26 protein-coding genes are annotated in these 25,436 nt (G+C 63.6%); 17 read left to right on the forward strand and 9 right to left on the reverse strand.

What is annotated here, in order from left to right; genetic code table 11:
• Window positions 1-29: 29 nt before the first annotated feature.
• The 11 genes from ACOJB8_RS29810 (at window position 30) to yicI (ending at window position 11,955) form a co-directional block, all read left to right on the forward strand.
• Complete coding sequence (locus ACOJB8_RS29810; RefSeq protein ID WP_475015826.1) at window positions 30-1,070, forward strand: amidohydrolase family protein; 1,041 nt, start codon at window positions 30-32, stop codon at window positions 1,068-1,070.
• Window positions 1,067-1,738: an RraA family protein gene (locus ACOJB8_RS29815; RefSeq protein ID WP_368700573.1), complete on the forward strand. Its 672-nt coding sequence runs from the start codon at window positions 1,067-1,069 to the stop codon at window positions 1,736-1,738. The genes ACOJB8_RS29810 and ACOJB8_RS29815 overlap by 4 nt, the downstream gene beginning before the upstream one ends.
• Window positions 1,739-1,818: 80 nt before the next feature.
• Window positions 1,819-2,211: a hypothetical protein gene (locus tag ACOJB8_RS29820; RefSeq protein WP_475015828.1), complete on the forward strand. Its 393-nt coding sequence runs from the start codon at window positions 1,819-1,821 to the stop codon at window positions 2,209-2,211.
• A 137-nt stretch (window positions 2,212-2,348) separates the two neighbouring features.
• Entirely contained in the window at window positions 2,349-2,522 is a 174-nt protein-coding gene (locus tag ACOJB8_RS29825) for a hypothetical protein (protein WP_475015830.1), read from the forward strand.
• A gap of 311 nt (window positions 2,523-2,833) precedes the next feature.
• The gene (locus ACOJB8_RS29830) at window positions 2,834-3,979 is read left to right on the forward strand and encodes a hypothetical protein (protein ID WP_475015832.1); all 1,146 of its coding nucleotides are present in this window, start codon (window positions 2,834-2,836) and stop codon (window positions 3,977-3,979) included.
• Between the two features lie 170 nt (window positions 3,980-4,149).
• Window positions 4,150-5,196, forward strand: a complete 1,047-nt coding sequence (locus ACOJB8_RS29835; RefSeq protein WP_342922063.1) for a substrate-binding domain-containing protein — start codon at window positions 4,150-4,152, stop codon at window positions 5,194-5,196.
• Between the two features lie 210 nt (window positions 5,197-5,406).
• Complete coding sequence (locus tag ACOJB8_RS29840; protein ID WP_475015834.1) at window positions 5,407-6,618, forward strand: ABC transporter substrate-binding protein; 1,212 nt, start codon at window positions 5,407-5,409, stop codon at window positions 6,616-6,618.
• 83 nt (window positions 6,619-6,701) lie between these two features.
• Complete coding sequence (locus tag ACOJB8_RS29845; RefSeq protein ID WP_475015836.1) at window positions 6,702-7,640, forward strand: carbohydrate ABC transporter permease; 939 nt, start codon at window positions 6,702-6,704, stop codon at window positions 7,638-7,640.
• 1 nt (window position 7,641) lies between these two features.
• On the forward strand, window positions 7,642-8,472 hold the full coding sequence (locus tag ACOJB8_RS29850) for a carbohydrate ABC transporter permease (RefSeq protein ID WP_475015838.1): 831 nt from the start codon (window positions 7,642-7,644) through the stop codon (window positions 8,470-8,472).
• An 18-nt stretch (window positions 8,473-8,490) separates the two neighbouring features.
• The gene (locus ACOJB8_RS29855; RefSeq protein ID WP_475015840.1) at window positions 8,491-9,570 is read left to right on the forward strand and encodes an ABC transporter ATP-binding protein; all 1,080 of its coding nucleotides are present in this window, start codon (window positions 8,491-8,493) and stop codon (window positions 9,568-9,570) included.
• Window positions 9,571-9,624: 54 nt separating this feature from the next.
• Entirely contained in the window at window positions 9,625-11,955 is a 2,331-nt protein-coding gene (yicI, locus tag ACOJB8_RS29860) for an alpha-xylosidase (protein WP_368700566.1), read from the forward strand.
• A 118-nt stretch (window positions 11,956-12,073) separates the two neighbouring features.
• On the opposite strand, the gene ACOJB8_RS29865 is transcribed toward yicI, so the two are convergent.
• Window positions 12,074-12,340, reverse strand: a complete 267-nt coding sequence (locus tag ACOJB8_RS29865; protein ID WP_069265932.1) for a DUF4148 domain-containing protein — start codon at window positions 12,338-12,340, stop codon at window positions 12,074-12,076.
• A gap of 191 nt (window positions 12,341-12,531) precedes the next feature.
• Window positions 12,532-13,569: a diguanylate cyclase domain-containing protein gene (locus ACOJB8_RS29870; protein ID WP_475015842.1), complete on the reverse strand. Its 1,038-nt coding sequence runs from the start codon at window positions 13,567-13,569 to the stop codon at window positions 12,532-12,534.
• Between the two features lie 251 nt (window positions 13,570-13,820).
• Between ACOJB8_RS29870 and ACOJB8_RS29875 the strand changes: the two genes are divergently transcribed.
• The gene (locus tag ACOJB8_RS29875) at window positions 13,821-15,074 is read left to right on the forward strand and encodes a serine hydrolase domain-containing protein (RefSeq protein WP_475015844.1); all 1,254 of its coding nucleotides are present in this window, start codon (window positions 13,821-13,823) and stop codon (window positions 15,072-15,074) included.
• 133 nt (window positions 15,075-15,207) lie between these two features.
• On the opposite strand, the gene ACOJB8_RS29880 is transcribed toward ACOJB8_RS29875, so the two are convergent.
• The 4 genes from ACOJB8_RS29880 to ACOJB8_RS29895 form a co-directional block, all read right to left on the reverse strand.
• Window positions 15,208-15,894 carry a type 1 glutamine amidotransferase domain-containing protein gene (locus ACOJB8_RS29880; protein WP_475015846.1) on the reverse strand — a complete coding sequence of 229 codons (687 nt, stop codon included), beginning with the start codon at window positions 15,892-15,894 and terminating at the stop codon, window positions 15,208-15,210.
• 72 nt (window positions 15,895-15,966) lie between these two features.
• Complete coding sequence (locus ACOJB8_RS29885) at window positions 15,967-16,200, reverse strand: tautomerase family protein (protein ID WP_018442101.1); 234 nt, start codon at window positions 16,198-16,200, stop codon at window positions 15,967-15,969.
• Between the two features lie 114 nt (window positions 16,201-16,314).
• Window positions 16,315-17,025 carry an SDR family NAD(P)-dependent oxidoreductase gene (locus ACOJB8_RS29890; RefSeq protein WP_475015848.1) on the reverse strand — a complete coding sequence of 237 codons (711 nt, stop codon included), beginning with the start codon at window positions 17,023-17,025 and terminating at the stop codon, window positions 16,315-16,317.
• A gap of 259 nt (window positions 17,026-17,284) precedes the next feature.
• Window positions 17,285-17,707 (reverse strand): VOC family protein, encoded by a 423-nt coding sequence (locus tag ACOJB8_RS29895; RefSeq protein WP_368700562.1) that lies wholly within the window; start codon window positions 17,705-17,707, stop codon window positions 17,285-17,287.
• Window positions 17,708-17,975: 268 nt separating this feature from the next.
• On the opposite strand from ACOJB8_RS29895, the gene ACOJB8_RS29900 reads away from it, so the two are divergent.
• The 5 genes from ACOJB8_RS29900 (at window position 17,976) to ACOJB8_RS29920 (ending at window position 23,517) form a co-directional block, all read left to right on the forward strand.
• On the forward strand, window positions 17,976-18,413 hold the full coding sequence (locus tag ACOJB8_RS29900) for a MarR family winged helix-turn-helix transcriptional regulator (protein WP_342922052.1): 438 nt from the start codon (window positions 17,976-17,978) through the stop codon (window positions 18,411-18,413).
• Window positions 18,414-18,500: 87 nt separating this feature from the next.
• Entirely contained in the window at window positions 18,501-20,063 is a 1,563-nt protein-coding gene (locus tag ACOJB8_RS29905; protein WP_475015850.1) for a DHA2 family efflux MFS transporter permease subunit, read from the forward strand.
• 106 nt (window positions 20,064-20,169) lie between these two features.
• Window positions 20,170-20,607 (forward strand): MarR family winged helix-turn-helix transcriptional regulator, encoded by a 438-nt coding sequence (locus ACOJB8_RS29910; RefSeq protein WP_321923892.1) that lies wholly within the window; start codon window positions 20,170-20,172, stop codon window positions 20,605-20,607.
• Between the two features lie 56 nt (window positions 20,608-20,663).
• Window positions 20,664-22,187, forward strand: coding sequence for an efflux transporter outer membrane subunit (locus ACOJB8_RS29915; protein WP_321923894.1), 1,524 nt, complete (start codon window positions 20,664-20,666; stop codon window positions 22,185-22,187).
• Between the two features lie 34 nt (window positions 22,188-22,221).
• Window positions 22,222-23,517 (forward strand): EmrA/EmrK family multidrug efflux transporter periplasmic adaptor subunit, encoded by a 1,296-nt coding sequence (locus ACOJB8_RS29920; protein ID WP_475015852.1) that lies wholly within the window; start codon window positions 22,222-22,224, stop codon window positions 23,515-23,517.
• Here ACOJB8_RS29920 and ACOJB8_RS29925 read toward each other — a convergent pair.
• From ACOJB8_RS29925 to ACOJB8_RS29935, 3 genes are all read right to left on the reverse strand, one after another.
• Window positions 23,514-24,458, reverse strand: coding sequence for a LysR family transcriptional regulator (locus ACOJB8_RS29925; RefSeq protein WP_475015854.1), 945 nt, complete (start codon window positions 24,456-24,458; stop codon window positions 23,514-23,516). The two genes, ACOJB8_RS29920 and ACOJB8_RS29925, sit on opposite strands and share 4 nt — an antisense overlap.
• Before the next feature lie 70 nt (window positions 24,459-24,528).
• Window positions 24,529-24,828: an ArsR/SmtB family transcription factor gene (locus ACOJB8_RS29930; RefSeq protein ID WP_342922047.1), complete on the reverse strand. Its 300-nt coding sequence runs from the start codon at window positions 24,826-24,828 to the stop codon at window positions 24,529-24,531.
• A 28-nt stretch (window positions 24,829-24,856) separates the two neighbouring features.
• Window positions 24,857-25,435: a DJ-1/PfpI family protein gene (locus ACOJB8_RS29935; protein WP_475015856.1), complete on the reverse strand. Its 579-nt coding sequence runs from the start codon at window positions 25,433-25,435 to the stop codon at window positions 24,857-24,859.
• Between the last annotated feature and the right edge of the window lies 1 nt (window position 25,436).

Here is a 25,436-nt window from a genome sequence, read left to right on the forward strand (position 1 = left end):
ATCGTCCGTCCACCTGATGGAATTGCTACATGATCATTGATTGCCACGGTCACTACACGACCTCGCCTCCGCAGCACGAAGCCTGGCGCGCCAAGCAGATCGCCGCGCTCAAGGACGGCACGCCAGTGCCGCCGCGCCCGTCGATCAGCGACGACGAGATTCGCGAAAGCATCGAAAACGGCCAGCGCCGCATTCAGCGCGAGCGTGGCACGGACCTGACGATATTCTCCCCGCGCGCCGCGGGCATGGGCCACCACCAGGCGGGCGCAGCGGCGAATGCGCTGTGGTCGGCCGAATGCAACGATCTCGTGCATCGCGTGTGCGCGCTGTTCCCGCAGCATTTCGTGGGTGTTTGCCAGTTGCCTCAAGCGCCGGGCGTGACGCCGGAAAACTGCATTCCCGAGCTGCGCCGGTGCGTGGAGGAACTGGGGTTCGTCGGCTGCAACCTCAACCCGGACCCCTCGGGCGGGCACTGGTCGGGGCCGCCCGTCACGGACCGCTCGTGGTATCCGCTTTACGAGGCCATGGTGGAGCTCGACGTGCCGGCGATGATCCACGTTTCGTCGTCGTGCAATCCTAACTTTCATGCGACGGGCGCACATTACCTCAACGGCGACACCTCGGTATTCATGCAGCTGCTGCAGGGCGACCTGTTCGCCGACTTCCCGACCTTGCGCTTCATCATCCCGCATGGCGGCGGCGCGGTTCCGTATCACTGGGGTCGCTATCGCGGCCTGGCGCAGGACATGAAGCGGCCGCTCCTGAAGGACTACCTGCTCAAGAACGTGTTCTTCGATACCTGCGTTTATCACCAGCCGGGCTCCGACCTGCTCGCCAAGGTGATTCCGGTGGAGAACATCCTGTTCGCCTCGGAGACGATCGGCGCGGTGCAGGGCATCGACCCGGAAACCGGCCACTACTACGACGACACGCGCCGCTACATCGACGCGATCGAATGGCTCAGCGAGGCCGACCGGCAACGCATTTACGAAGGCAACGCGCGTGCGGTGTACAGCCGTCTTTCCGCGCAGATCGAACAACAAACCGCACTCGAAGGAATCACGAAATGAACCAGATTGGCTGGCGCGAACACGAGTCTGCCCCGCAGGCCAGCGCAGCGACGCTCGCCGCGTTGCGCGAACTGCAGGTGTCGCTCCTGAGCGACAACATGGCGCGCTCGAGCGGCATTCTCGGCTTGCAGCCGTTCCACAGGCCCAGGCCGATGGCGGGCACGGCCGTGACGGTGCGCACGCGTCCCGGCGACAATCTCGCCATCCATCGCGCCTTCGACTTCTGCAGGCCGGGCGACGTGCTTGTGATCGACGGCGCGGGCGAGCTGACCCAGGCCCTGATGGGCGACATCATGTCGAGCTACGCGGAAAGTCTCGGCGTGCAGGGGCTCGTGATCGACGGGGCGATCCGCGACGTCGGCGCCATTCGCCAGCGCGACTTCCCGGTGTATGCGCGCGGCGTGACGCATCGCGGGCCCTACAAGAACGGTCCGGGCGAAATCAACGTGCCGGTGACCATCGGCCGGATGGTCGTCAATCCCGGCGACATCATCGTGGGCGACGAGGACGGCTTGCTCGCCATCGCGCCCGCTGATGTGGAGGCCGTCATTGCGGGCGCGCGCCGGCAGGGCGAGAAGGAGGCCGCCGCCTTGCAGGCGATCGCCGAAGGGCGCTTCGACCGCGCATGGGTGATGCCGCACATCGAGCGCATGAGAAGCGGCGCCTGATGAACCCAGGCGGCATCAGGCGTTAAGATGCGCGCTGGAGCCCGTGCTCCCTCGCTCAACCGCAGATCCACTCTTGTTCCATGACCCGATACCTTGACGCTGCCGCGCTGCGCGAACTCGCCGAACACGCGGAGCAAACCGACGCGCCGCCTTGCACCTGCACGAAAACGCCGCTGGATGGCTGGCAATCGCAGCCGCTCTCGCTCGACGAGCGGCAACTGGATCAGATCGGCACGCTCGTTGGCGCGGACGAAGCCGAAGCGACCTTCGCCGAACATCTGCCGGGAGAGACGGGCTACTGGTCGGAGAATGCGCCGATCGCGCCCCGGTACTTTCCGTATAACCGTTGCGGCGTGTGGAAATGCACGCTGTGCGGACGCCTTTATCTTCGTTATACGGAAGGCGGCGGCTATTTCGTCGATCAGCGCATCCGCGCGTTGAAAGCGCGTTTGATCGAGGATGTGCCGCTTTGAACTTCTGATTCCCGCGCGCTTATATTCCTGGTGAATCAAACGGAGGTCAGGCTTTTCCCTGGCCTCTATTGCATTTCTGGCGGATCAACATTCGAACGACCGCCAATGTCGCTTTCGACTTCACAACCGAATCTTACATGCGCGCGCCGTTCGCGCGGCTCAACCCGCACCTGCGTCAAACCCCGTATTTCGATGTGCCCTCGCATCAAAATCTCAACGACAAGCTGAACTGCGCGCTTCAAGGCCATCGTGGCACTGCAGGTGCAGGAAATGGCGCGGCGCAGCACGCCGAAATGATTTCCTCGATCTGATCAATTCTGAGTTTCATTCCAGAAGTAAAGCAATGAATCGAAACTTACTGTGCGCGTTGATTCTATTCGTCGAGAAGTTTCTTTAGCCATACATTCATAGCCGCTTTTAAATAGAAACGATCAATTTCTTTGCTGTGCATTATTACCGCTCCTTGCGCATCCTTACGTCCATATCGAAGCCCGCAGTTCGGCCGCTTCAAGAAAATGGATGACGTGAGCCGCGGTGCGATGACGATTCATGGCGCTCCCGCAGATTCCGTGAAGCATTCGCGTGTTGATCCAACTGTTCTGCTGCTCAAAGGAGCCGACTGATGAATAAACCCTTATTGGCCTTTCTACTCGCGGCGACGGTGGCCGTTGCCGGTTGCGGAGGCTCGGACTCCTCGAGTTCCAACCCGGCGTCGGCCGCGGCCACGCCGTCCGCGCCCAAACTGCTCTCGAACATTGTCGTGCCCAATACGACGAGCCCGGCGTTCAGTTTCGATATCGGCTATGTCGAAGCGGGCCGGTACTATCTGGCCGATCGCAACAACAAGTCCGTCGATGTCGTCGATAGCAAAACGAAGGCGCTGCTCGCGCAGATTCCGGGCAACTTCACCGGTGCGGGCGCGAGCACCGATGCGTCCGGACCTGACGGCATCGTGGGCGTGACGGGAACGAATACGCTGTACGTAGGGGACGTCGATAGCGTGAAGATCGTCGACACGTCCGCGATGCAAACGGTCAAGACGATCCCCATCAGCACGTCGGGCTCGCGCGTCGATGAAGGCTGCTACGATCCCGATGACCATCTCGTCATGTTTGCGAGCCCCGGCGACACGCCGCCCTACGTGACCTTCATTTCGACCACGACGCAAGCTGTCGTCAACAAACTGGTATTCAACGGCTCTTCAGGCCTGGAAGCCTGCGTGTACGATCCGGCCTCGAAGAGCTTTCTCATCAACAACGACGGCACCACCGCCAACCCCGACGGCGAACTCGACGTGATCACCGCGAGTTCGGTCACGTCGGGCGCGCCTGCGGTGAGCAAGGCGTTTGCGCTCGGCAAATGCGGCCCCTCTGGCATTGCGCTCGGTCCCAACAGCGACGTGCTGATTGGTTGCGATCCTTCTGCGGGCGATCCGCTCATTACGCTGATCCTCGATCGCAATACGGGTACGCAGCTCGCGTCGGTGCCGTTCGGCGGCGTGGACCAGGTGGCTTATGATCCCGCGTCGAATCGCTACTTCCTGCCTGCGCGCCACTACGTCACGAGCGGCACCGCGGCGTCTTCGGGCTTTACCCCGACCATGGGTGTGATCGACGGTGCGACGCGCAAGCTCATTTACACCGTGGCGGTGGGGACAGGCGCGCACTCGGTAGGCATCGACAGCGGCCTCGGTGAGGTGTTCGTGCCGTACCAACCCGGGTCGGCGGCATTCCCGAATGGCGGGATATCGGTGTTCTCGACGCAGTAGAGGCAAAGTTTCAGGCCTTGCCTGGCGCTCAGCCAGCGGACGTGAGGAACGTCCGCTGGCTTTTTATGCTTTTCCGATTCCATCGGCCCTTCGCGAACTTACGGTTATGATGTTTCGCACCGTGCGGGCTCCGCGAGCCCGCACACATTCCAACATCATTCAACCAGCGCATGGGTATTCGGGAACTCGCCAAAGTACTGAAACTGTCTGTTTCGACCGTGTCGCGCGCCTTGAACGACAGCGACGAGGTGAGCGCCGAAACGCGCGAACGTGTGCGCGCCGCCGCGCTCGAGCATGGCTACGCGCCAAGCAAGTCGGCCGCGAGCCTGCGCCGGGGCAGGCTCGACATCGTCGGGCTGATGCTGCCGGTGCGGCGCGAGGAAGAGACCTACACGCTCGGCATTTTCATGAAGCTGGCGGACGGCCTGCAGTCGGTCCTGTCGCGCCACGGCATGGACCTCGTCATGTACTCGAGCGAGTCGTGGGACGACGAGTTCGCGCGGCTGCGGCGCATCGTCGATCGCCGTCACGTGGACGGCGTGATTCTCGCGGGCACGCGGCGGCACGACGAACGGCTCGACTACGTCGCGAGCCGCCATTTCCCGTTCGTGGCGCTGGGCCGCAGCGAGTCGGGCGGAAAGCACGCATGGGTCGATCTCGACTTCGAGGCGGCCGCCAGGGAGGGTGTCGAGCGGCTCGTCGCGCAAGGGCATCGCCGTATTGCGCTCGCCATTCCCGGTGGCGATGCGATGCAGGCGCATATCTACCTGCAAGCCTGGAAGAAGGCGATGAAGAAGCACGGGCTGCCGGTGCCCGAAGGGTTCGTGCAGCGCAATGAACTCTCCGAGCGCGGCGGCTATCTCGCGACCGAGGCGCTGCTCAAGCTGGGCGTGCCGCCCGATGCGCTCATGTTCCAGAGCGACTGCATGGCGATCGGCGCGTATCGCAAGCTGCACGAAACGGGCCGGGCGCCGGGCCGCGATCTGGCGATTTCGGGCGGCGTGCTGGCGGGCGAAGTGTCGGAGTACCTCGCGCCGCGCCTCTCCGGTTTCACGCTCGACGCCTATGGGCTGGGACAGCGCCTCGCGCAGGCGCTGCTCGCGCAGTTCCCCGACCTTGGCGACACCTACCGCGCCGCGCGCGAGCCGTTGCTGTGGCCGCTGACGCTGCGCGAGCGCGACGACGACACGGTGACGTCCGAGGCCGCGCAACGCTAGTCCGCGCCCGCCGCCATCGGCATTGCGGTTTCCGCGAATCGGCATTGTGATTTTCGCAGGCAGCTTGACAGCGCTATCTGCAGAAGCAACTATTTGCCTGTTTCCGGAAACGTTTCCGGAAAATGCGGTTGCAGCGGCACGGGCCCCGCCTGGCCCCAGAAAAGAGCCTGGAAGAAAGCGCGATTCCCAACGCGCGAAAACGGAGACAGCATGAAGAAGCTACTTGCCGCATCCGCGGCCATTGGTTTGGCATTCTCGCTTTCCTGCGCGTCGCTGCATGCCGCGACGCTCTCGGTCTGGGCCGTGGACGAGCCCGACGACTACACCGCGAAGATGGCGCAGGAATTCGGCAAGCTGCATCCCGATGTCCATGTGCAGATCCGCAAGGTGGGCTTTGCGGCGCTCAACGACGAAACCATGCGCGCCGTGATGTCCGGCAACATGCCGGACGTCGTGCCGATCGACAACCCGAACACGGCGATGTTCGCTTCGAAGAACGCGCTGCTCGATCTCGACCCGTACCTCGCGAAGTCGAAGGTCATCGACGCGAAGCAGATCTTCCCCGGACCGCTCAAAAACGCCACCTGGAACGGCAAGGTCTATGCGATTCCGCGCGGCACGAACACGCTCGCGCTGTACTACAACAAGGACATGTTCAAGGCGGCCGGGCTCGATCCCGAGCACGCGCCGCAGACCTGGGATGAACTCTATACGGACGCACAAAAGCTCACGGACGCAAAGAAGGGCGTGTACGGCCTCGCGTTTTCCGCCATCAACACGGAGGAGGGCGTGTTCCAGTTCCTGCCGTTCGTGCAGGCTGCGGGCGCGGACTGGGACCGCATGAGCGACCCGGGCGCCGTGCGCGCGGCCGCCTTCTGGCAGAAGCTGCTCGACAGCAAGGTCGCGTCGCCGGACACGCTCACGCATAGCCAGTCGGAGGCGGCGGCCACCTTCATCAACGGCAATGCCGCGATGGACGTCGACGGGCCGTGGGAGCTGGGCGCCGTGGAAAAGGGCGCGAAGTTCAAGTGGGGCGTGGCGCTCCTGCCGGTCGAGAAGGCGGGCGGCCCGCGCGCCTCGGCGCTCGGTGAGCAGAATCACGCGATCCTGCGCGGCGCGAAGAACCCGGACGTGGCCTTCCAGTTCCTCGAGTACATGTATGCGCAGCGCGGCCGCGACTGGAACGAATTCGGCATGCTGCCGCCGTCGAAGGACACCGTGACGCCGGACCCGAAGTGGCCGCAGGCGTACAAGGTCTTCAACGAGCAGATGCAGTACGCGCGTCCGCGCGGTCCGAACCCGAACTGGCCGAAAATTTCGAAGTCGATTTCCGACGCGATCCAGTCCGTGCTGACGCATCAGGCCACGCCGCAACAGGCCATGGCGGCCGACGCGCAGACTGTCCAGGCCGCAGCCAGGTAAGCAGACCGAAGTATGGCATCGAGGTTGTTGCCCGGGGAACTCCGGTTCGTCGGGCGCCGTCCCGCCTTTGAGCGAAGAACGCCATGAACACACTTTTGCGCCGTGCTTCGCGCGACCCGGTCGCGGGATTCCTGCGCCGCTTGCCGCGCGCCCATGCCTTCGAGATCTCGCTGGCGGTGTTCGCACTGCTGTATCTGCTGGTGTTTGCGGGGCTGCCGTTGATCTACAACATCGTCCTGTCGTTTCAGCAGGTCGATCTGATGGCGCCCGCCACGCTGTTGCGGCCGTTCGTCGGGCTCGCGAACTATCGCGATGTGTTCAGTCGCCCCGAGATGCGCCAGGTGATCGTGAACACGGTGCTGTTCGTCGGGCTCTCGCTCGTTTTCCAGGTGGTGATCGGTTTTCTGCTGGCGCTGCTGTTCGCGCAGGACTTTCCGTTCGCGAGCCTCATGCGCGGCCTGTTTCTCGCGGGCTGGATCATGCCGGGTCTCGTGGTCGGCGTGATCTGGAAGCTGATTTTCGCAGGCGATTATGGCGTGCTCAATCATGTGCTGATGCAGACGCACATCCTGCAGGAGAAGATCTTCTGGCTCTCCGATCCGCACTGGTCGCTCTATGCAGTGATCGCCGCGAACGTGTGGCTTGGCGTGCCGTTCAACATGCTGCTGCTTTCGGTCGGGCTCGCGGCCATTCCGGCCGACCTCTACGAAGCGGCCGAACTCGATGGCGCAAATGCGCTGCAGCGTTTCATCGGCATCACGCTGCCGATGATGAAGGCCACGCTCGGCGCCGTGATCGCGCTGGGCGCGATTCTCACGATGCAGCAGTTCGACCTGATCGCGGCGCTCACGCAAGGCGGCCCGGCCAATTCGTCGCTGGTCGCGCAGTACTGGTCGTGGCAGCTTTCCCTGCAGACTTTCGAGGTGTCGGCGGGCTCGGCGGTGGCCACGGTCATGCTGGTGCTCGTGCTGATCGTCGCGGTGATCTACGTGCGCTCCACGCGCAACGAAAGGATGGTCTGAGATGAGGCGCTCAACTGGGACGAAGCGCTACGTACTGTTCGTCATCGCGCTGTGCGTCACGGCGGTTTATCTGTTCCCGCTCTACTGGATGTACATCACCGCATTCAAGAGCGCGAGCGAGATGTTCCAGTATCCGCCCACGTTCTGGCCGCAGCATCTGCAATCGCACCTGTGGCAGGTGTTCAGCAGCAGCGGCATGGGCAACTTCCTGTGGAACTCGTTCGTGACCGCATGCGGCACGGTGGCGGTGACCGTGTTCGTCGGCACCGGCGCGGCTTACGCGCTCGCGTTCGTGCAGAACCGCTGGACCAGTCTCGCGATCTTCGCGGTGCTGGTGCTGCAGGCGCTGCCGTCGAGCCTCATGGTCACGCCGATCTTCACGGCGTTCAAGATGCTCGGGCTGCTCGACACGCCGCGCCTCGCCGTGGTGCTTGCGCAGATCACCAAGACGCTGCCGTTCTATGTCGTGCTGTGCCGCCCGAGTTTCGTGCAGGTGCCGCGCGAACTGCGCGACGCGGCGCTCGTGGATGGCGCAACGCCGGCGCGCGCGTTTTTCGGCGTGATCCTGCCGCTCGCGGTGAACGGTATTCTCGTTTCGGCGATCCTCGTGTTCCTGCAATCGTTCGGCGAGTACGTCTACGCCCGCTCGCTGATTCTCGACGACCAGTATCAGACCGCCACGGTGGGCCTCTCGGCATTCGTCGGCGCGACCAAGGTCGACTGGATTGGCATCATGACCTACTCGGCCATTTTCGTTACGCCCATCCTCGTGGCGTTCATGCTGCTGCAACGCAAGATCGTCGCCGGGCTGACGGCCGGCGCGCTCAAGTAACGCATACGGAGAATCGCTGTGGATCGCATACAGATCGAGCGCCTGAGCAAGAGCTACGGAGCCGTGCAGGTATTGAAGGACATCGATATCAGCGTGCCCGAAGGGTGTTTCGTTGCATTGGTCGGCCCGTCGGGATGCGGCAAGTCCACCTTGCTGCGCACCATTGCCGGACTCGAACCGATCACGGGCGGCACGCTGCGCATCGACGGCCAGGTCGTCAACGACGTACCGCCGCGCAAGCGCGACGTGGCGATGGTGTTTCAGAGTTACGCGCTCTATCCGCACATGAACATCGAAAAGAACATGTCGTACTCGCTGCGGCTGCGCCGCGCTGCGCCGAAGGTCATTCGCGAAAGCGTCGACGGCGTGGCGCGTACGCTGGGTCTCGATCATCTGCTCGCGCGCATGCCGCGCCAGCTGTCGGGCGGCCAGCGTCAGCGCGTGGCGATGGGCCGCGCCATCGTACGCAATCCGAAGGTTTTCCTGTTCGACGAACCGCTCTCGAATCTCGACGCCGCCCTGCGCGTGCATATGCGCACGGAAATCCGCAAGCTGCATCAGCGACTCTCGGCGACTTCGGTGTACGTCACGCACGACCAGATCGAGGCGATGACGATGGCCGATCACGTGGTCGTGATGCGCGCAGGCGAAGTCGAGCAGCAGGGCGCGCCGCTCACGCTCTATCACCGGCCGGCCAACCGCTTTGTCGCGGGTTTCATCGGCTCGCCGTCGATGAACTTCATCGAAGCCGTGATCGGGCCGGACGGGCGCAGCGTGCAGTTCGGCGGCACGCAAGGCGGAGGCCTGCAGACGCTCGACCTGGGTCGCGCGCTGCCGGCGGGCGCCGAGGTCTGGATCGGCCTGCGTCCCGAGCATCTGCGGTTGCACCGCGAGGCGCATGGTCTGCGCGGCGTGATCGACACTGTGGAGACTACGGGCTCCATGAACTTCATCGCGGTGAAGCTCGACGGCGTCGCGGCGCCCGTGATGATCGCGCAAGCCGGCGCGTGCGCCATGCGCAGCGGCGAGGCGATCGGACTCGACATGGCGGGCGAACATATCCACGTGTTCGACAGGAAGACCGAGCGGGCGCTCTAGACGCACCGCAGGTGGAGACGGATTGGCTGTTCAATGAGCTATGAGTACATCTAAATGAAAATCAGCGATGGCAACTGGTTGATCCGGGACGGCCTGAACGTCTCGTACTCGGCGTCGCCGCACAGCGTGGAGATCGTCGGCGACGAACTGCTCGTGCATGTGGCGCCCCGCGACGTGTCGAACCGCGAACGGCAGCTCGACACGGGCCTCTTCACGTGGCGCTTCTTTTCGCCGCAAAGCGGCGTGATCGGGGTGCGCGTCGAGCATTTTGCCGGCGCGCTCGACCGCGGCCCGCATTTCACGCTCCAGCGCACGAACACGGAAGTCGTCACGCACAACACCGGGACCGAGGCGAGTCTCACGAGCGGCTCGCTGACCGTGCGCGTCGTCAAGTCGGGCGACTGGTCGGTGGATTTCCTGCGCGACGGCGAGCGTATCACGGGCAGCGGCTTTCGCGCGAGCGGCCAGGTCCACGACGCCAACCAGCAGGGCGCCGCGTTCATGTTCGAGCGGCTCGATCTGGGCGTTGGCGAGAACGTCTATGGGCTCGGCGAGCGCTTTACCGCGTTCGTGAAGAACGGGCAGGTGGTCGAAAGCTGGAACCGCGACGGCGGCACGGGCACCGAGCAGGCGTACAAGAACGTGCCGTTCTATCTGACCAACCGCGGCTACGGCGTGCTCGTGAATCATCCGGAAAACGTGTCGTTCGAGGTGGCCAGCGAGAAGGTGGCGAAGGTGCAGTTCAGCGTGGCGGGCGAGCGGCTCGAATACTACGTGATCGACGGCCCGACGCCCAAAGCCGTGCTGGAGCGCTTCACGCAGTTGACCGGACGCCCGGCGCTGCCGCCCGCGTGGTCGTTCGGCCTGTGGCTCACCACGTCGTTCACCACCAGTTACGACGAAGCCACGGTGAATCACTTCATCGACGGCATGGCACAGCGCGGCATCCCGCTGCACGTGTTTCACTTCGACTGCTTCTGGATGAAGGCCTTCCACTGGTGCGACTTCGAGTGGAACCGCGAGACCTTTCCCGATCCGCAGGGCATGCTCGCGCGGCTCAAGGCGCGCGGGCTGAAGATCTGCGTGTGGATCAATCCGTATATCGCGCAACCTTCGCCACTCTTTGCCGAAGGCATGGCGAAAGGCTACCTCCTGCGCAAGCCCAACGGCGACGTGTGGCAGTGGGACCGCTGGCAGCCCGGTCAGGGCATCGTCGACTTCACGAATCCCGCTGCGGCACAGTGGTACGCGGGCCATTTGCGGCGTTTGCTGGAAATGGGCGTGGACTGCTTCAAGACGGATTTCGGCGAGCGCATTCCCACCGACGTGGTCTACCACGACGGCTCCGATCCGCAGAAGATGCACAACTACTACAGCTACCTCTACAACAAGGTGGTGTTCGACGTGCTGCGCGACGTGCGCGGCGAGGGCGAAGCGGTGGTGTTCGCGCGCTCCGGCACCGTGGGCAGCCAGCAGTTGCCCGTGCATTGGGGCGGCGACTGCAGCGCGACCTACGAGTCGATGGCCGAGACGTTGCGTGGCGGCCTCTCGCTGGGCCTGAGCGGCTTCGGTTTCTGGAGCCACGACATCGGCGGATTCGAGCACACCGCGCCCGCCGACGTCTACAAGCGCTGGTGCGCATTCGGGCTGCTGTCGAGCCACAGCCGCCTGCACGGCAGCAAGTCGTATCGCGTTCCATGGCTGTTCGACGACGAAGCCGTGGACGTGGTGCGCCATTTCACCGAATGGAAGTCGCGCCTCATGCCGTACCTGTTCGACGCCGCGCAGCAGGCGGTCGATCACGGTACGCCGATGCTACGCGCCATGCTGCTGGAGTTTCCCGGCGACCCGGCCTGCGAGCATCTGGACCGCCAGTATCTGCTCGGCGAATCGCTGCTGGTGGCGCCGGTGTTCAATGCCGCGGGCGACGTGGACTTCTGGCTGCCCGCAGGACGCTGGACGCATCTGCTCACGGGCCGGCAGGTCGAGGGCGGCAGGTGGGTGCGCGAGCGGCACGGGTTTCTGAGCCTGCCGGTCTACGTGCGGCCGAATACGCTGCTCGCGTTCGGCACCGAGGACCAGCGGCCCGATTACGACTACGCATCGCGCAGCGAACTGCACCTGTTCGAACTGGCCGATGGCGCGAGTGCGGCCGCGACGCTGCGCGACGAGCGCGGCGCGCGCGTGACCCACGTGAGTGTGACGCGGCGCGGCGACACGCTGAACGTGCGCTACGAAGGCGTGAAGGGACCGCTACCGCTGACGCTGCGGCAATGGCCCGAACTGCGCGATGTCGGAGGGTTGAAGTCGCAAGCCGGAGAACTGGGCGTGCGAGTGCAGTTGCCGACGGGCGACGAAGAGGTCGTGTTGCGCATCCAGGCTTAACAAGGCGCGACGCGAAGCATTGCGAACGCCAGAAATACAACTGGCCCGCCATCGCAACACACTGCGATGGCGGGCCAGAAGGCAACGACTACAAAGCGCGGCTTTTCAGCGGGGCAGCTTACTGCGCTGCCTGACCAGCTTGCGACGAACCGTTGTTCACGCCGCCCACGGCGCTGTTTTGCGCAGCGACGCGAGCTTCGGCAGCCTGAACGTTCGCCGGATATTCATTGGGGTTCGAACGTGCCGGATTGAAGCCGGCCTTTTCGACCTGGACCATGTCTGCACGGACTTGCGCGCGGGTCACGGGCTGGTTCGACTGGGCGAACACGGCAACGGGAGCGGCGAGGGCGGCAGCGATAACGACGGCTTGGACGAGCGATTTCATGACTAACCTCCAGATTTACTTTCTTCTTGAACTGCCTACAGGGTTGTAAGCAGCGGTGAAGTCAGTGTAGGAGGGTCGGGCACTAGGGTAAATACCTAATAGCCGAATTCACTGTTTCCGCCAGAAGAACAATCCGGGCATGACCGTGGCGCCAGCCTGCGATTTCCCGAACGTGAAGGCATCCAGTGGGGTCAAATCATGCCGGGTGCGACGCCGACCGTATCGACGAACTCGGTCTTGCCCATGCCGCGCGACTTGGCCCGGTACATGGCGCTGTCGACGGCGCGCATCAAGGTTCGCGCATCGAGCGAGCGGCTGCCGCTGCCTTGCGTGAGCAGGCACACGCCGATACTGCACGACACAGTCACCGGATAGCCGGCCACGGTGCGCATGTTGGCGAGAATGGCGTGGATGCTGTTGGCGACGGTGAGCGCGTCGTTCTTGTCGTAGACGTGGCGCGCCAGCACCACGAACTCGTCGCCGCCCAGCCTCGCGAGCGTATCGCCGCGCCGCATGCGGCGCACCAGGGCCGCGGCGAAACCGCGCAGCAGTTCGTCGCCCACCGCGTGCCCGAAGGAGTCGTTCACTTCCTTGAAGCCGTCGAGATCGACGAGCAGCATGGCGGTGCGATCGACTTCGCCGGCACGCGTAAAGAGCGTGCGCCTAATTGCCCGTTCGAGCCGCACGCGGTTGTAGAGCCCGGTGAGCGGATCGGTCGACGCCTGGCGTTCCAGCCGGTAGACGAGCACAGCCAGATAGACGGACGTCGCCACGATGCTCAGCGCAATGCCGAGTGCGGCCGTGATGTTGTCGCGCCACCACGGTTGCCAATGCATCAGTCCCATGATGCCGCCGAGCGCCACGACACAGGAAAGGCCCAGCATGCGCTGGCCATAGCGGCAGCCCGCGCCGACCAGAAACCAGAAGGCCACCCACAGGAGCGGCAGTGCGGCCGTTCCGCCCACGGCCAGCGCGCCGGCGACGATGGCCTGATCGGCGAACGTGAAGAGCGCGAGGCGCACGGGCGAGCGCGTTGGCGCGACGGTGACTGCCACATACGATATGACGCCGAACGCCACATAAGCGGTGACCGCCAGAAGCGTTGCGTAGACGTGGGTCGAGCGATAGATCGAGCAGGCAACGAGGTAGGCGAGAAGGACGACGGAACCGAGCGTGATGCGCAGTACGGCCTGCTCCTTCTCTGGGTCCTTCGGAAATGCACGAAACAACGCTTTCCCGGGCCAGGAATATGTTTCCGTCTCGCCCATCGCAGCCCCCCGCTGTAATTCTGTATTTTGTCGCCCGGTAGTGTACCCCACACATACTGCGAGTCGAGGCGCTAAAAAAACGAAATTTCAGCTCGCAGGATGGCGGCGCGTGTGGCAATGCGACTTCGCGCCGAATGACCGATACTGTGACGCGCATCGCGTGCAATCCATCGGTTCCGAATACGCTCGGTCAATGCATTCAAGGAGGCGTCATGAGTAGGGAAGGTCTGGAAAAGCAGGGTATGTCGTGTGAGCGGCTCGCGCGGATCGAACGTTTTCTCGACGAGAACTACGTTGCGACCGGCACGCTCGCGGGCACCGTCACGCAGGTGTGGCGGCGCGGCGAACTCGCGCTGAACTCGGTGCTGGGTCTCGCGGACCGCGAACGGCGCACGCCGATGGCCGAGGACTCGATCTTCCGCATCTATTCGATGACCAAACCCATTACGTCGGTGGCGATCATGATGCTGGTCGAGGAGTGCAGGATCGCGCTCGACGACCCCGTCAGCAAGTACATCCCGTCGTGGGAAAAACTTGCCGTGTACGCGGGCGGCTTCATGGAGAGCTTCCAGACGCGCGCGAGCGCGCGCCCGATGCGCGTGGTCGACCTGTTGCGGCATACCTCGGGGCTGACCTACGGCTTTCAGCAGAACACCAATGTCGATGCGGCCTATCGCAAGCTGAAGGTGGGCGAGCTTGCGACCGCGGGCACGCTCGATGAAATGATCGAGAAGCTGGCCACGCTGCCGCTGGAATTTTCGCCGGGCGACGCCTGGAACTATTCGGTTTCCACGGACGTGCTCGGCTATCTCGTCGGCAAGGTCAGCGGCATGGCCTTCGAGGACTTTCTGAAAACGCGGATCTTCGACCCGCTCGGCATGGTCGACACGGCCTTTTACGTGCCACCGGAGAAGGTGTCGCGTTTTTGCGCCTGCTATGCCATCGGCGCGCTCGGTTCGAAGGTCGTTTCCGAAAATGGTCCAGAGCTGCAGGACGATCCTCACACGAGCCCGTATCGCGAGCCGCCCTCGTTCGTTTCGGGCGGCGGCGGCCTCGTTTCCACGGCGGCCGACTACATGCGCTTTGCGCGCATGCTGCTGCGGGGCGGCGAGCTGGACGGCGTGCGGCTGCTCGGGCCGAAGACCATCGCGCTGATGACCGCCAACCATCTGCCGGGCGGCGTCGACCTGCCGCGCCTCTCGCGCTCGATGTTCACCGAAGCGGCTTACGAAGGCGTGGGCTTCGGGCTCGGCTTCGCCACGACGATTGCGCCCGCATCCACGCTGATTCCGGGCAGCGCGGGCGACTTCTTCTGGGGCGGCGCGGCCAGTACCTTCTTCTGGGCCGATCCTCGCGAGGACATGATCGTGTTGTTTCTCACCCAGCTCCTGCCTTCGACCGCGTACCCGATTCGCCGGCAGTTGCGCACGCTCGTTTACAGCGCGATTACGGAGTGCGAACGCTGAGCAGCGCGATTAGCTGCGCGAGTGGCAATGAAAATATAAGAGGCCTGTTACCTGGATTTTGGCGGTTGTTGTGGGGGGTGGGGCGGCCCCCGAGCCGGGCAGCCGCCATTATCCTGCTCTCGAGGGCCGAGACTCAGTGACGCTTGCCCAGCATCTCCAGCAATGCCTTGGCGGCCGGCCCGGACGACGCGGGATTCTGCCCGGTGAGCAGTAGCCCGTCTTCGAGCACATACGGCTGCCAGTCGGGGCCCTTCGAATAGTTGCCACCCTTCGCCTTGAGTTCGTCTTCGACGAGGAACGGCACCACCTTGGTCAGGCCAACCGCTTCTTCTTCGCTGTTCGTAAAGCCCGTGACCGACTTGCCGTTGACGAGCGGCTTGCCATCGGGACCCTTCACGTGGCGCAGCACGCCGGGCGCGTGGCAGACGAGATCGACGGGCTTGCCGGCTGCGATCGTGCGCTCGATCAGGCTGATAGAGTCAGGGTCTTCTGCGAGATCCCACATCGGACCGTGGCCACCGGGGTAGAAGACGGCGTCGAATGCGTCGTGGGCGACGTCCTTGAGCTTTGCGGTGTTGCCCAGATCCGCCAACGCAGCCGGGTCGGCTTCGAAGCGACGCGTCAGGTCGGTCTGAAAGTCCGGCTCGTTGCTCTTGGGGTCCAGCGGAGGTTTGCCGCCCTTGGGCGACGCGAGCACGATCTGTACGCCGGCGTCCTTGAACACGTAGTACGGCGCGGCGAGCTCCTCAAGCCAGAACCCGGTCTTGCGTCCCGTATTGCCCAGCTCGTCGTGCGAAGTCAAAACCATCAGAAGCTTCATGACGCTCTCCTTGAATACGTACGTTTTCACAACGAATTGCGCGCGGCCCGCTCTCGAGCGGGCCGCGCGCGCTTACTTGATGAGTCCCTTCTGTCGTCGATAGACGTCGGTAGGCAGGCCGCCCCATCCCCAGTTTTCCGTTGGCACTTCCTCGATGACGACGAAGGTCGCCTCCAGCGGTTTGTTCAGCACGTCGAGCAGGAGCTGACTCACGCCCTTGATGAGCTGGGCCTTTTCTTCCGCCGTGACGGAGTCCGTGCCGGGCCGTGTGCCCTCGCGTGTAACCTGAATTGTGACGATCGGCATTTCGCTTTCCTCGATGGTGATCGTTGCAGGGAGCGCCGGCGAGCGGCGCTCCCTCGTCGGCCCGGTGGGGCCCCGTGGAGCGCAGTGCGCCCGCAGTGCGCCCGCAGTGCGCCTTTAGTGGCCGGCGACCTGGCCGCCGTCGACGTGGAGGATTTCGCCCGTCACGAAGGGCGCCGAGTCGAGATAGAGGATGGCGTCGACGATGTCGCTCATCTCGCCCATATGTCCCATCGGGTGCAGCGCGCCGAGTGCGGCGTGGGTTTCGGGCGCGTGCATCGGCGACTTGATGATGCCGGGCGATACCGCGTTGGCGCGAATGCCGCGCTTCGCATATTCGATCGCCAGCGAGCGCGTGGCGGCGGCGAGACCGCCCTTGCTCAGCGAGGCCAGCACTGACGGCACGCCGTCGATCGCGTGATCGACGAGCGTCGTCGTGATGGTGAGGACGTGGCCGCTCTCGTGCTTTTCCATCTCGGCAATCGCGAGTTGCGTGATATGGAAGAAACCGTCGAGGTTGGTGCCCTTGATTGCCGCGTAGTCTTCCGCCGTGTATTGCGTGAACGGCTTCGCGATGAAAATGCCCGCGTTGTTGATGAGCGTGTCGACGCGGCCAAAGCGTGAGACGGCGGTTTCGATGACACGGCGCGCCGTGGCGGGGTCGGCGATATCGCCGGCCACTGCGACGAGATCGCTATCGTCAGTCTGTTTGATGTTGCGCGAGGTCGCGACCACCTTGTGGCCGAGTGCGCGGAATGCCCTGGCCGCTTCGGCGCCGATGCCTTGCGATGCGCCAGTGATCACGATGACTTTGGGGGATTGACTCATATGAACCTCGAAGTAAGTTGGACTCTCTTTCTGATCGGGCTTGCTGCTCCGATGACGATCAATTTACGCATCTGCGCTCACGGTTTGAATACAGGGTGCGGACAAACAGTTGTGAGTCGCAGGAACAAATGAGAGCAGGTTGGGCGCGACGGCGTGCGGCGGAAAATGACACGCGAAAGACGTCTATTTAACTTTGGATAACTGACTAAAAAGGGCGGACCCAGTTGCGTGGCTGCTCACACGCGGCTTGCTGCGTGGTTCAGGAGGTCTGCGCGCGCGGATCGTGGTCGAATTCGAGCCTGATCCCGCCCGGTTCGTACACCATGGTATGGCGTTTCGGCCCCGGACCGAGTTTTTCGGGCGCAAATTCAACTTGCACGCCCGGCCAGGCGGACACGCGCGAGAAGATATCGTTGAGCGCTTCTTCGCTGCCTACGCGCAAGGCAAGATGGTGCAGGCCCACATGGGTCTTGCGGTCGAACTCGACGAGGCGGCCCGGATCGGTCACTTGCCAGAGGGTCAACATGACGTGCCCGTCCGAAACGAACGCCGCAGGGTAACTGGGTCTCTCTCCGACCTGCTTCCAACCGAGGCAGTTCACGAAGAAGTCACGGGTGAGGTTCAGATCGCGCACGGTGAGTCCGACGTGATCAATGCCCAACGTAAGCGGTTTGTCAGTCATGCTTCGATTCTCCTGAATAAAGTGCGCGTCGATCCGGAGTTCCTCGCCTCACGGCTCAAACCTTCGCCGAAACAATATAGCTGCCAGCAACGACGCCGATCATTGCTTGCCGTTCACATCACTTTTTACATGGTGTATCGCGTTGGGCGCAGACGGCGGTTCGGCGGCGTATCTGGGCGCTGCTGCGTCTCTCGCGGCTTCGGAAACTCGCTTGCACACATCTGCAATGTCAGATATATTCCGCATCAGATATCGAGGAGGGAAATCGATGAACGATCCCGTGAATGAAGATTTCGAGCGCACGCAGAAGCTAGTGTTCGCGCTGGGTCAGGCGCATCACCTGATGGCCACCGAACTCAGGGCAGGCCTCAAGGACGCAGGGCTGAACCTGCAGGAGCGCGGCATTGTGCTGACGCTGGCCAGCGGTAGCGCGAAAACGCCGGCAGCACTGGCGAAGCTGCTTGGCGTCCACCCGGCCCGGATGACCCGCGTGCTGGACAAGCTCGAAGCCAGCGGGCTCGTGGAGCGTGCTCGCAATGGCACGGACCGGCGGCTCGTGGACGTTTCGTTGACGCGGGAGGGCCACCTGGTCGCGGCGCGAAATACAGATGTCGCGCCTGGCGCCTGGAGCGAGCGGCTCTCGCACCTCTCGAAGTCCGACTTCGACGCCTTGAGCACGCTGCTGTTCAGATTGCTTCATGGCTAGGACGGCATTTTTTTGCCCAATTATCAGACATGTCAGATAACTGCCCGTGGTTGACGGGACATTCGCATCCAGACGAGAGAACCTAAGATGAATTCATCGACTAACCCAGGCGGGCCGCCCCAGTTGACTGGCGCGAAATTCGCACTTGGCACCTTCGCCGTGGCGCTCGCCACCTTCATGAACGTGCTGGATTCGTCGATCGCAAACGTTGCGATTCCCACGCTCTCCGGCAACCTCGGCGTGTCGATCGACGAAGGCACGTGGGTCATCACGCTCTTCGCCGCGGCCAATGCGGTGTCGATTCCGTTGACCGGATGGCTTACGCAGCGCGTGGGCCAGGTCAAGCTGTTCGTCTGGGCGATCCTGCTGTTCGTGCTTTCATCGGCAGCGTGCGGCATGGCCCCGAACCTGCTGACACTGCTGGTCGCCCGTGTCATTCAGGGCGCCGTGGCGGGGCCGCTGGTGCCGTTGTCGCAAGCCTTGCTGCTCGCTTCCTTCCCCAAGGAAAAGAGTTCGAACGCGCTGGCGCTGTGGGCGATGACCGCAACCGTCGGACCGATCGCGGGCCCGGCGCTCGGCGGCTGGATCACCGACAGCTACAGCTGGTCGTGGATCTTCTATATCAACGTGCCGGTCGGCCTCTTTGCAGCCGGCGTGGTATGGGCGATCTACCGCGACCGCGAGACGCCGGCACGCAAACTGCCGATCGACAAGGTCGGGCTGATCTCGCTCATCGCCTGGGTCGCGCCGCTGCAGATCATGCTCGACAAGGGCAGGGATCTCGACTGGTTCAGCTCGCCCGTCATCTGGGCGCTCACCATCGTCGCTGCGGTCAGCTTCGTGTTTTTCCTGATCTGGGAATTGACTGAGGAAAAACCGATCGTCAATTTGCGGCTGTTCACCAGGCGTAACTTCCTCGGCGGCACGATTGCGATTTCCGTCGCGTATGCGATCTTCTTTGCAAACCTCGTGATCCTGCCGCAGTGGATCCAGGGCTTTCTCGGCTACCGCGCGGTGGATGCGGGGCTCGTTACCGCGCCTCTGGGGATTTTCGCGGTGATCCTGGCCCCCATGATGGGCAAGGTCATGCCGCGCTCCGATCTGCGGGTGCTCGCCACCCTGGCGTTCGTTGGCTTCGCCGCCGTGTTCTTCATGCGCTCGAACTACACGACTGGCGTGGATGCCTGGACGCTGATTCTGCCGACGCTGCTGCAAGGCATTCCCACGGCGCTGTTCTTCACGCCGCTCACCGGCATCATCCTCTCGGGTCTGCGGCCCGACGAGATTCCGGCGGCTGCGGGTCTGTCCAACTTCGCGCGCATTTTTGCCGGCGCCGTAGGCACGTCGCTCATGAGCAACGCATGGAACGACCGCACGATCCTCCATCACGCCCGGCTCGCCGAGCAGACGAGCGTGGAGAATCCAGCTTTCACCGGCGCCATTGCGCACCTGCAGGCGGCGCTGGGTGGCGGCATTCCAAAGGCCACGGCCTTTTACGAGGCCTCGCTCAACGCGCAGGCCACCATGCTGGGGTTGAACGACATCTTCTGGATTTCGGCGGTGATCTTCATCGTCATCATCCCGCTGATCTGGGTGACGAGGCCGGTCAAGGGTGGTGGCGCGGGCGCGGCAGCCGCTGGCGGTCACTGAATTCTGCAGTTGAACCCGGTTCAGAGCGCAAAAAAGTCTCACGTGTTTTTTCTTGACAGTATCTGATAATGCAGATATTGTGTTGTTTAACACGGAGGATGTCGCGATGGACCACTACACGACGAGAAATTTCATGCTTACGGAAAGTGTCGGTTTCAGGATCGTCAAGGCGCGCAATCTGGTCGTTGCGGAGATGGACGCAGCGCTCAAGGACCTCGATATCACGGGTCAGCAAATGGGCATTCTGCTTTCGCTGAAGCAGGGAGTGGCGACCACGCCGTTCGAACTGTCGAAGCTGCTCGGCATCGATACGGGTCTCATGACGCGAATGCTGGACAAGCTGGAAACCAAGGGTCTGCTGGAGCGTTCGCGCGACGCAGACGACCGTCGTGTGGTCAATCTGAACCTCACCGCAAAGGGGCTGGAAACGGCGGCCCAGATTCCGGAAGTTGCGCCGCACGTGTTGAATGCACGCCTGCGCAAATTCACCAAGGCGGAGTTTGCCGAATTGAACCGCCTGCTTCGCAAGTTCACAGACGACTGAACGGTGCGGCCGTGGTGCCGCGCTTTTTTTCGACCATTAATCTGATCTGTCAGAAAATGAAATCGCAGACTTCTAAGGCAAGTATCGGTGCCCGTACGCTGAAGCTGGGTGTATCGGCGATCGCAATGGCCACGCTGGCGGCTTGCGCCAACTACGCGGGCATCCACAGCGACAAGCAGATGGCCCAGCCGCAACAGTTCGAGACGGCGCAGAGCCTGCCGCAGGAACAGGGGCACTGGCCGTCCGCCGATTGGGTCGACCAGTTCGGCGACGCGCAGCTGAAGGCACTGATTGCCGAAGCGCTGCAGGGCAGCCCGAGCGTCGAGCAGGCCAAGGCGCGGGTGGCCCAGGCGCAGGCCTATAGCGAAACCGCGAAGGCGGGCACGCTGCCGCGCGTGGACGCCAGCTACACGCTGACACGCCAGCAGTTCAGCAGCACGGCGCTGATTCCGCCGCCGTATGCCGGCTCGTGGCAGACCGAGAACAAGGGGCTGCTCACCGCTTCCTACGATCTCGACCTCTGGGGCAAGAATCGCGAGGCGCTGCGGGCAGCCGTTTCGGAGACGGCCGCGAGCGAGGCAGACGAGGAAGTGGTCAAGCTCACACTGGATACTTCGATCGCACGCACCTACAACCAGCTGGCACGGCTCTATGCGCTGCGCGACATCGCGCAGGAAGAAGTCACGCGTCGCGAGCAGATCGACCGCATCACAGCCGGCCGCATTGCCACGGGCCTCGACACGCAGGTGGAACGCAAGACCGCGCAGGCGAACCTGGCGACGAGCCGCTCGCGGGTGAGCGCGCTCGACGGCAGCATTCTCACGACGCGCTACCAGTTGGCCGCGCTGATGGGCAAGGGCCCCGACCGCGGACTCGCGATCACGCGGCCGACGCTCGGCGTGGGCGACGAGGTGCGTTTGCCGGACAACTTGCCCGCCGACCTCGTGAGCCGGCGCCCGGACATCGTCGCGGCGCGCTGGCGCGTGGACGCGATCACGCACGAGGTCAAGGAAGCCAAGGCCGAGTTCTATCCGGACATCAACCTGAGCGCCGCGCTCGGTCTCGACGCGTTCGGCTTCGGCCGCTTCCTGACCGCCGCGAGCCGCACGGCGTCGGTGGGCCCCGCGGTTCACCTGCCGATCTTCGACGGCGGCGAACTGCGTGCGCAGTTGAAGGGCCGCTACGCAGAGTTCGACTACGCCGTGGCCGCCTACGACCAGACGCTCATTGGTGCGCTCAGCGGCGTGGCCACGCAGCTCGCGCAGATCCATTCGAGCGATGCGCAGCTCGTCGATGCCGAAACCGCGCAGCAGGCAGCGCGCGACGCCGACCAGCTCGCGATCACGCAATACAAGGGTGGCTTGACCAATCAGCTCACGGTGCTCAACGCCGACGTCACGGCACTGAACGCCGACGAAGCCATCGCCAACCTGAAGATGGATCGCCGCGACGAGCAGATCGCGCTGGCTTCGGATCTCGGTGGCGGCTATGTCGATACTTCAGCCGATACCGGCCACCACGCCGACGTTGCCGCGCAATCCAACCCTCAAACCCATTCCGTTATTGCTGCCGCGCGTTGAACGGCACGTTTGCAAACCCGTCAGGAGAACTGAAATGAGCGAAACGATCACGACCGACCGCGAGCAGGTAGATCAACCCGGCGAGAAGAAAGGCGGCGCGCAAGCGGCCCCGGCCAACAACGACCAGCAGGGCACGCCCCCGGGCCGCCGCAAACGCCTGATCGCGCTGCTCGGCGCCGTGACGTTGATTGCGGGCGCGGCGTATGGCGCGTACTACTTCACGGAAGGCCGTTTTCACGAATCGACCGACGACGCCTATGTGAGCGGCAATCTCGTACAGCTCACGCCGCAGGTCACGGGCACGGTGGTGGCCGTCAACACCGACGACACGCAGATCGTGAAGCAGGGCGACCCGGTCGTGACGCTCGATCCGGCCGACGCAAGAATCGCGCTGGCCGATGCCGAAGCGTCGCTCGGCCAGACCGTGCGCCGCGTGAGCGGTCTCTATGTCAACAACGACTTCTATGCGGCGAACGTGGCGCAACGCGAATCGGACCTGGCCCGCGCCAACGACGATCTGCGCCGTCGCACGGCCGTCGCGGACTCGGGCGCCGTTTCCGCCGAAGACATCGCCCACGCGCGCGACGCCGTACAGGCCGCCCAGGCCGCGCTCGACGCCGCACGCCAGCAAGGGGCGGCGAATCACGCGCTGACCGATCGCACGTCGGTCGAACAGCATCCGGATGTGCAGGCGGCCGCCTCGAAAGTGCGTGCAGCGTGGCTTGCGTATGCACGCGATACCTTGCCCGCGCCCGTGACGGGTTATGTGGCGCAGCGCCAGGTGCAGGTGGGCGAGCGCGTGTCGCCCGGCACGCCGCTCCTGGCGATCGTGCCGCTCAACGGGGTGTGGGTCGACGCGAACTTCAAGGAAGTGCAGCTCAAGCACATGCGCATTGGTCAGCCGGTCACGCTCACTGCCGATGTGTACGGCTCGAGCGTGAAGTATCACGGTCGTATCGAAGGCTTTTCGGCGGGTACGGGCAGCGCCTTCGCGACGCTGCCGGCGCAGAACGCCACGGGCAACTGGATCAAGATCGTGCAGCGCCTGCCGGTGCGTATCGCGCTCGATCCACGCGAACTCGCGGCGCGTCCGTTGCGCATCGGCCTTTCGATGACGGTGGATGCCGATACGCGCGACGAGTCGGGCTCGCAGCTCGGTGCGGCGCAAAACACGCGCTATCGCACCGACGTCTTCGCACAGTACGACGCGCAAGGCGACGGCGAGATCGAAAAGATCATCAAGCAAAACGAAATGACTGCGGCTGCAACTGCATCACAACCGTCGCCGCAACGCGTGGCGGCGCGCGACCACAAGGCAATCGCGGGCTAAGGTTGTTTGGCAGCCCGACTCAACGCTTGCGCATCGGCGGCAAGCGCTTTGGGCACCGCCTCGCGCAGGTAATCCATGAACGTCCTGATCTTGGCGTCGAGGTACTTTCGCGAGGCGTGCACCGCATAGGCGGTCAGCCTCTGCAGACGATATTCCGGCAATACCCGCACCAGCGCGCCGCTATCGAGCATGGCGAGTGCCGTCGACATCGGCAGCGCCCCGATGCCTACGCCTTCGCGCAGGGCGACACTGAGCGCATCGGGAAGATTGATTTCGACGGGCGCATTCGGGAACGCCACGGCTTCCCGGCCGTTGGGCCCATGCAGATGCCAGCGATCGCGTGGAAAAAACGACGTGACGAACTGCAGGCATGTGTGAGCTTCGAGGTCCTGTACCGTACGCGGCACGCCGTGCGTATTCAGATAAGCGGGTGCCGCACACAGCACGTTGTGGACATCGCCTAGCCGGTGCGACACGAGCCGCGAGTCCGGCAGCTCCGTCGTACTCAGCTGGAGCATCACGTCGTAGCCGGCCTCGATGATATCGGGCGCGTGCTGCGACAACGTCAATTCGATCGACACCGCGGGATACCGTTCGCGATAGCGCACGAGCGCCGGCACCACATAGGCTTGCCCGAAGCTCGGCGACGCATGAATGCGCAGCCGCCCCGAAGGGTCCACCTGTGCGTTGGCAGCCTCTGCCTCTGCCTCGTCGACATACGCGAGGATCCGCTCGCAGCGCTCCAGATAGCGTTGGCCCGCCTCGGTTAGCGAGAGCCGCCGTGTACTCCGATGCAGCAGGCGCGTACGCAATTGCGACTCGAGTTGCGAGACCGCCCGCGATGCATTGGCGGTTTGAATGTCCAGGCGCGAGGCCGCGCCCGTAAAGCTTCCTTCTTCCGCTATGCGGACGAAAATCCGCATCATGTCCAGCTTGTCCATTACGCGTTTTCCACGGATAGATCTGCCTCGCACGCTACTACGACGCAAACTCGCGCCATGTCAGATTCTCCTATAAATGCAGGCGAATCTGTTCGGCAAAGGTCCGTATCACTTCTTCGTTACGTGAAAGAAACATCCATTGTCCGATTCGCGTCGAAACGAGCAGTCCTGCTTCGACCAGTACGGCAAGATGCGCGGATACGGTCGACTGCGAGAGCCCGCTGCGCGCCTGGATGGCGTGTGCGGGCACGCCGTGGCCCAGATCGACGTGGCCCTCTGGAAAGGCGTCGGTGGGGACCTTCAGCCACGCGAGGATCTCGCGCCGGTGTGGATTGGCGAGTGCCTTGTGAATCAGATTCGCGTCTATCATGGTGTTCCTTGCGCTCGCTCGCCGTGCTTCAACGCGGCTGCGTCAACAACGTTCCGGCGATGGTTCCCGCCACGCTTTCCCCAAGGTCTTCCCGCACGATCGAGAGCGCCAGATGAATGCCGGCGCTTGCGCCGCCCGATGAATAGAGGTTGCCGTCCTTCAGGCAGCCGGGATTGGACATGACGTGCACGCGTGGATGTTCGGCCGCGAGGCGGCGAGCGTCGCGCCAATGCGTGGTCAGCCAGCGACGGTCGGCAACGCCGGCGCGCGCCAGCAGGAACGCGCCATTGGAAATGCAGGCCAGCCTGCGCGTGGCAGGCCCGGCGTCGCCGAGCCACGTCACGAGTTCGCGATGCTCACTCGACGAACTCACCACGGGAGACCCGGGCACCACGACGACGTCGAATGGCGTGCGCGTTTCGAGCAGGCATTCTGTGGTGCCCACCGCCGTGCCGTTGGAAGACGGCACGGGCCCACGCGAGGTCCCGACGAGGTGTGGTTCATAAAACGCGCTGCCATACAGGCGATTCGCTGCATGAAACACATCCATCGGGCCGCTTACCTCGAGCATTTGAAACCCCGCATAGAGCATCATCGCGACACGCATG

The organism is Paraburkholderia sp. BR10141, from assembly GCF_056155635.1.

Bases quoted from the DNA above. Each gene is read 5' to 3' on its own strand.
- ACOJB8_RS29850 (WP_475015838.1), top strand. From the start codon at position 7,642: ATGAGGCGCTCAACTGGGACGAAGCGCTACGTACTGTTCGTCATCGCG.
- ACOJB8_RS29825 (WP_475015830.1), top strand. From the start codon at position 2,349: ATGCGCGCGCCGTTCGCGCGGCTCAACCCGCACCTGCGTCAAACCCCG.
- ACOJB8_RS29885 (WP_018442101.1), bottom strand. From the start codon at position 16,200: ATGCCGATCGTCACAATTCAGGTTACACGCGAGGGCACACGGCCCGGC.
- ACOJB8_RS29845 (WP_475015836.1), top strand. From the start codon at position 6,702: ATGAACACACTTTTGCGCCGTGCTTCGCGCGACCCGGTCGCGGGATTC.
- ACOJB8_RS29865 (WP_069265932.1), bottom strand. From the start codon at position 12,340: ATGAAATCGCTCGTCCAAGCCGTCGTTATCGCTGCCGCCCTCGCCGCT.
- ACOJB8_RS29875 (WP_475015844.1), top strand. From the start codon at position 13,821: ATGAGTAGGGAAGGTCTGGAAAAGCAGGGTATGTCGTGTGAGCGGCTC.
- ACOJB8_RS29935 (WP_475015856.1), bottom strand. From the start codon at position 25,435: ATGCGTGTCGCGATGATGCTCTATGCGGGGTTTCAAATGCTCGAGGTA.
- ACOJB8_RS29925 (WP_475015854.1), bottom strand. From the start codon at position 24,458: ATGGACAAGCTGGACATGATGCGGATTTTCGTCCGCATAGCGGAAGAA.
- yicI (WP_368700566.1), top strand. From the start codon at position 9,625: ATGAAAATCAGCGATGGCAACTGGTTGATCCGGGACGGCCTGAACGTC.
- ACOJB8_RS29880 (WP_475015846.1), bottom strand. From the start codon at position 15,894: ATGAAGCTTCTGATGGTTTTGACTTCGCACGACGAGCTGGGCAATACG.
- ACOJB8_RS29840 (WP_475015834.1), top strand. From the start codon at position 5,407: ATGAAGAAGCTACTTGCCGCATCCGCGGCCATTGGTTTGGCATTCTCG.
- ACOJB8_RS29910 (WP_321923892.1), top strand. From the start codon at position 20,170: ATGGACCACTACACGACGAGAAATTTCATGCTTACGGAAAGTGTCGGT.
- ACOJB8_RS29895 (WP_368700562.1), bottom strand. From the start codon at position 17,707: ATGACTGACAAACCGCTTACGTTGGGCATTGATCACGTCGGACTCACC.
- ACOJB8_RS29830 (WP_475015832.1), top strand. From the start codon at position 2,834: ATGAATAAACCCTTATTGGCCTTTCTACTCGCGGCGACGGTGGCCGTT.
- ACOJB8_RS29915 (WP_321923894.1), top strand. From the start codon at position 20,664: ATGAAATCGCAGACTTCTAAGGCAAGTATCGGTGCCCGTACGCTGAAG.
- ACOJB8_RS29815 (WP_368700573.1), top strand. From the start codon at position 1,067: ATGAACCAGATTGGCTGGCGCGAACACGAGTCTGCCCCGCAGGCCAGC.
- ACOJB8_RS29930 (WP_342922047.1), bottom strand. From the start codon at position 24,828: ATGATAGACGCGAATCTGATTCACAAGGCACTCGCCAATCCACACCGG.
- ACOJB8_RS29820 (WP_475015828.1), top strand. From the start codon at position 1,819: ATGACCCGATACCTTGACGCTGCCGCGCTGCGCGAACTCGCCGAACAC.
- ACOJB8_RS29810 (WP_475015826.1), top strand. From the start codon at position 30: ATGATCATTGATTGCCACGGTCACTACACGACCTCGCCTCCGCAGCAC.
- ACOJB8_RS29905 (WP_475015850.1), top strand. From the start codon at position 18,501: ATGAATTCATCGACTAACCCAGGCGGGCCGCCCCAGTTGACTGGCGCG.
- ACOJB8_RS29890 (WP_475015848.1), bottom strand. From the start codon at position 17,025: ATGAGTCAATCCCCCAAAGTCATCGTGATCACTGGCGCATCGCAAGGC.
- ACOJB8_RS29835 (WP_342922063.1), top strand. From the start codon at position 4,150: ATGGGTATTCGGGAACTCGCCAAAGTACTGAAACTGTCTGTTTCGACC.
- ACOJB8_RS29900 (WP_342922052.1), top strand. From the start codon at position 17,976: ATGAACGATCCCGTGAATGAAGATTTCGAGCGCACGCAGAAGCTAGTG.
- ACOJB8_RS29920 (WP_475015852.1), top strand. From the start codon at position 22,222: ATGAGCGAAACGATCACGACCGACCGCGAGCAGGTAGATCAACCCGGC.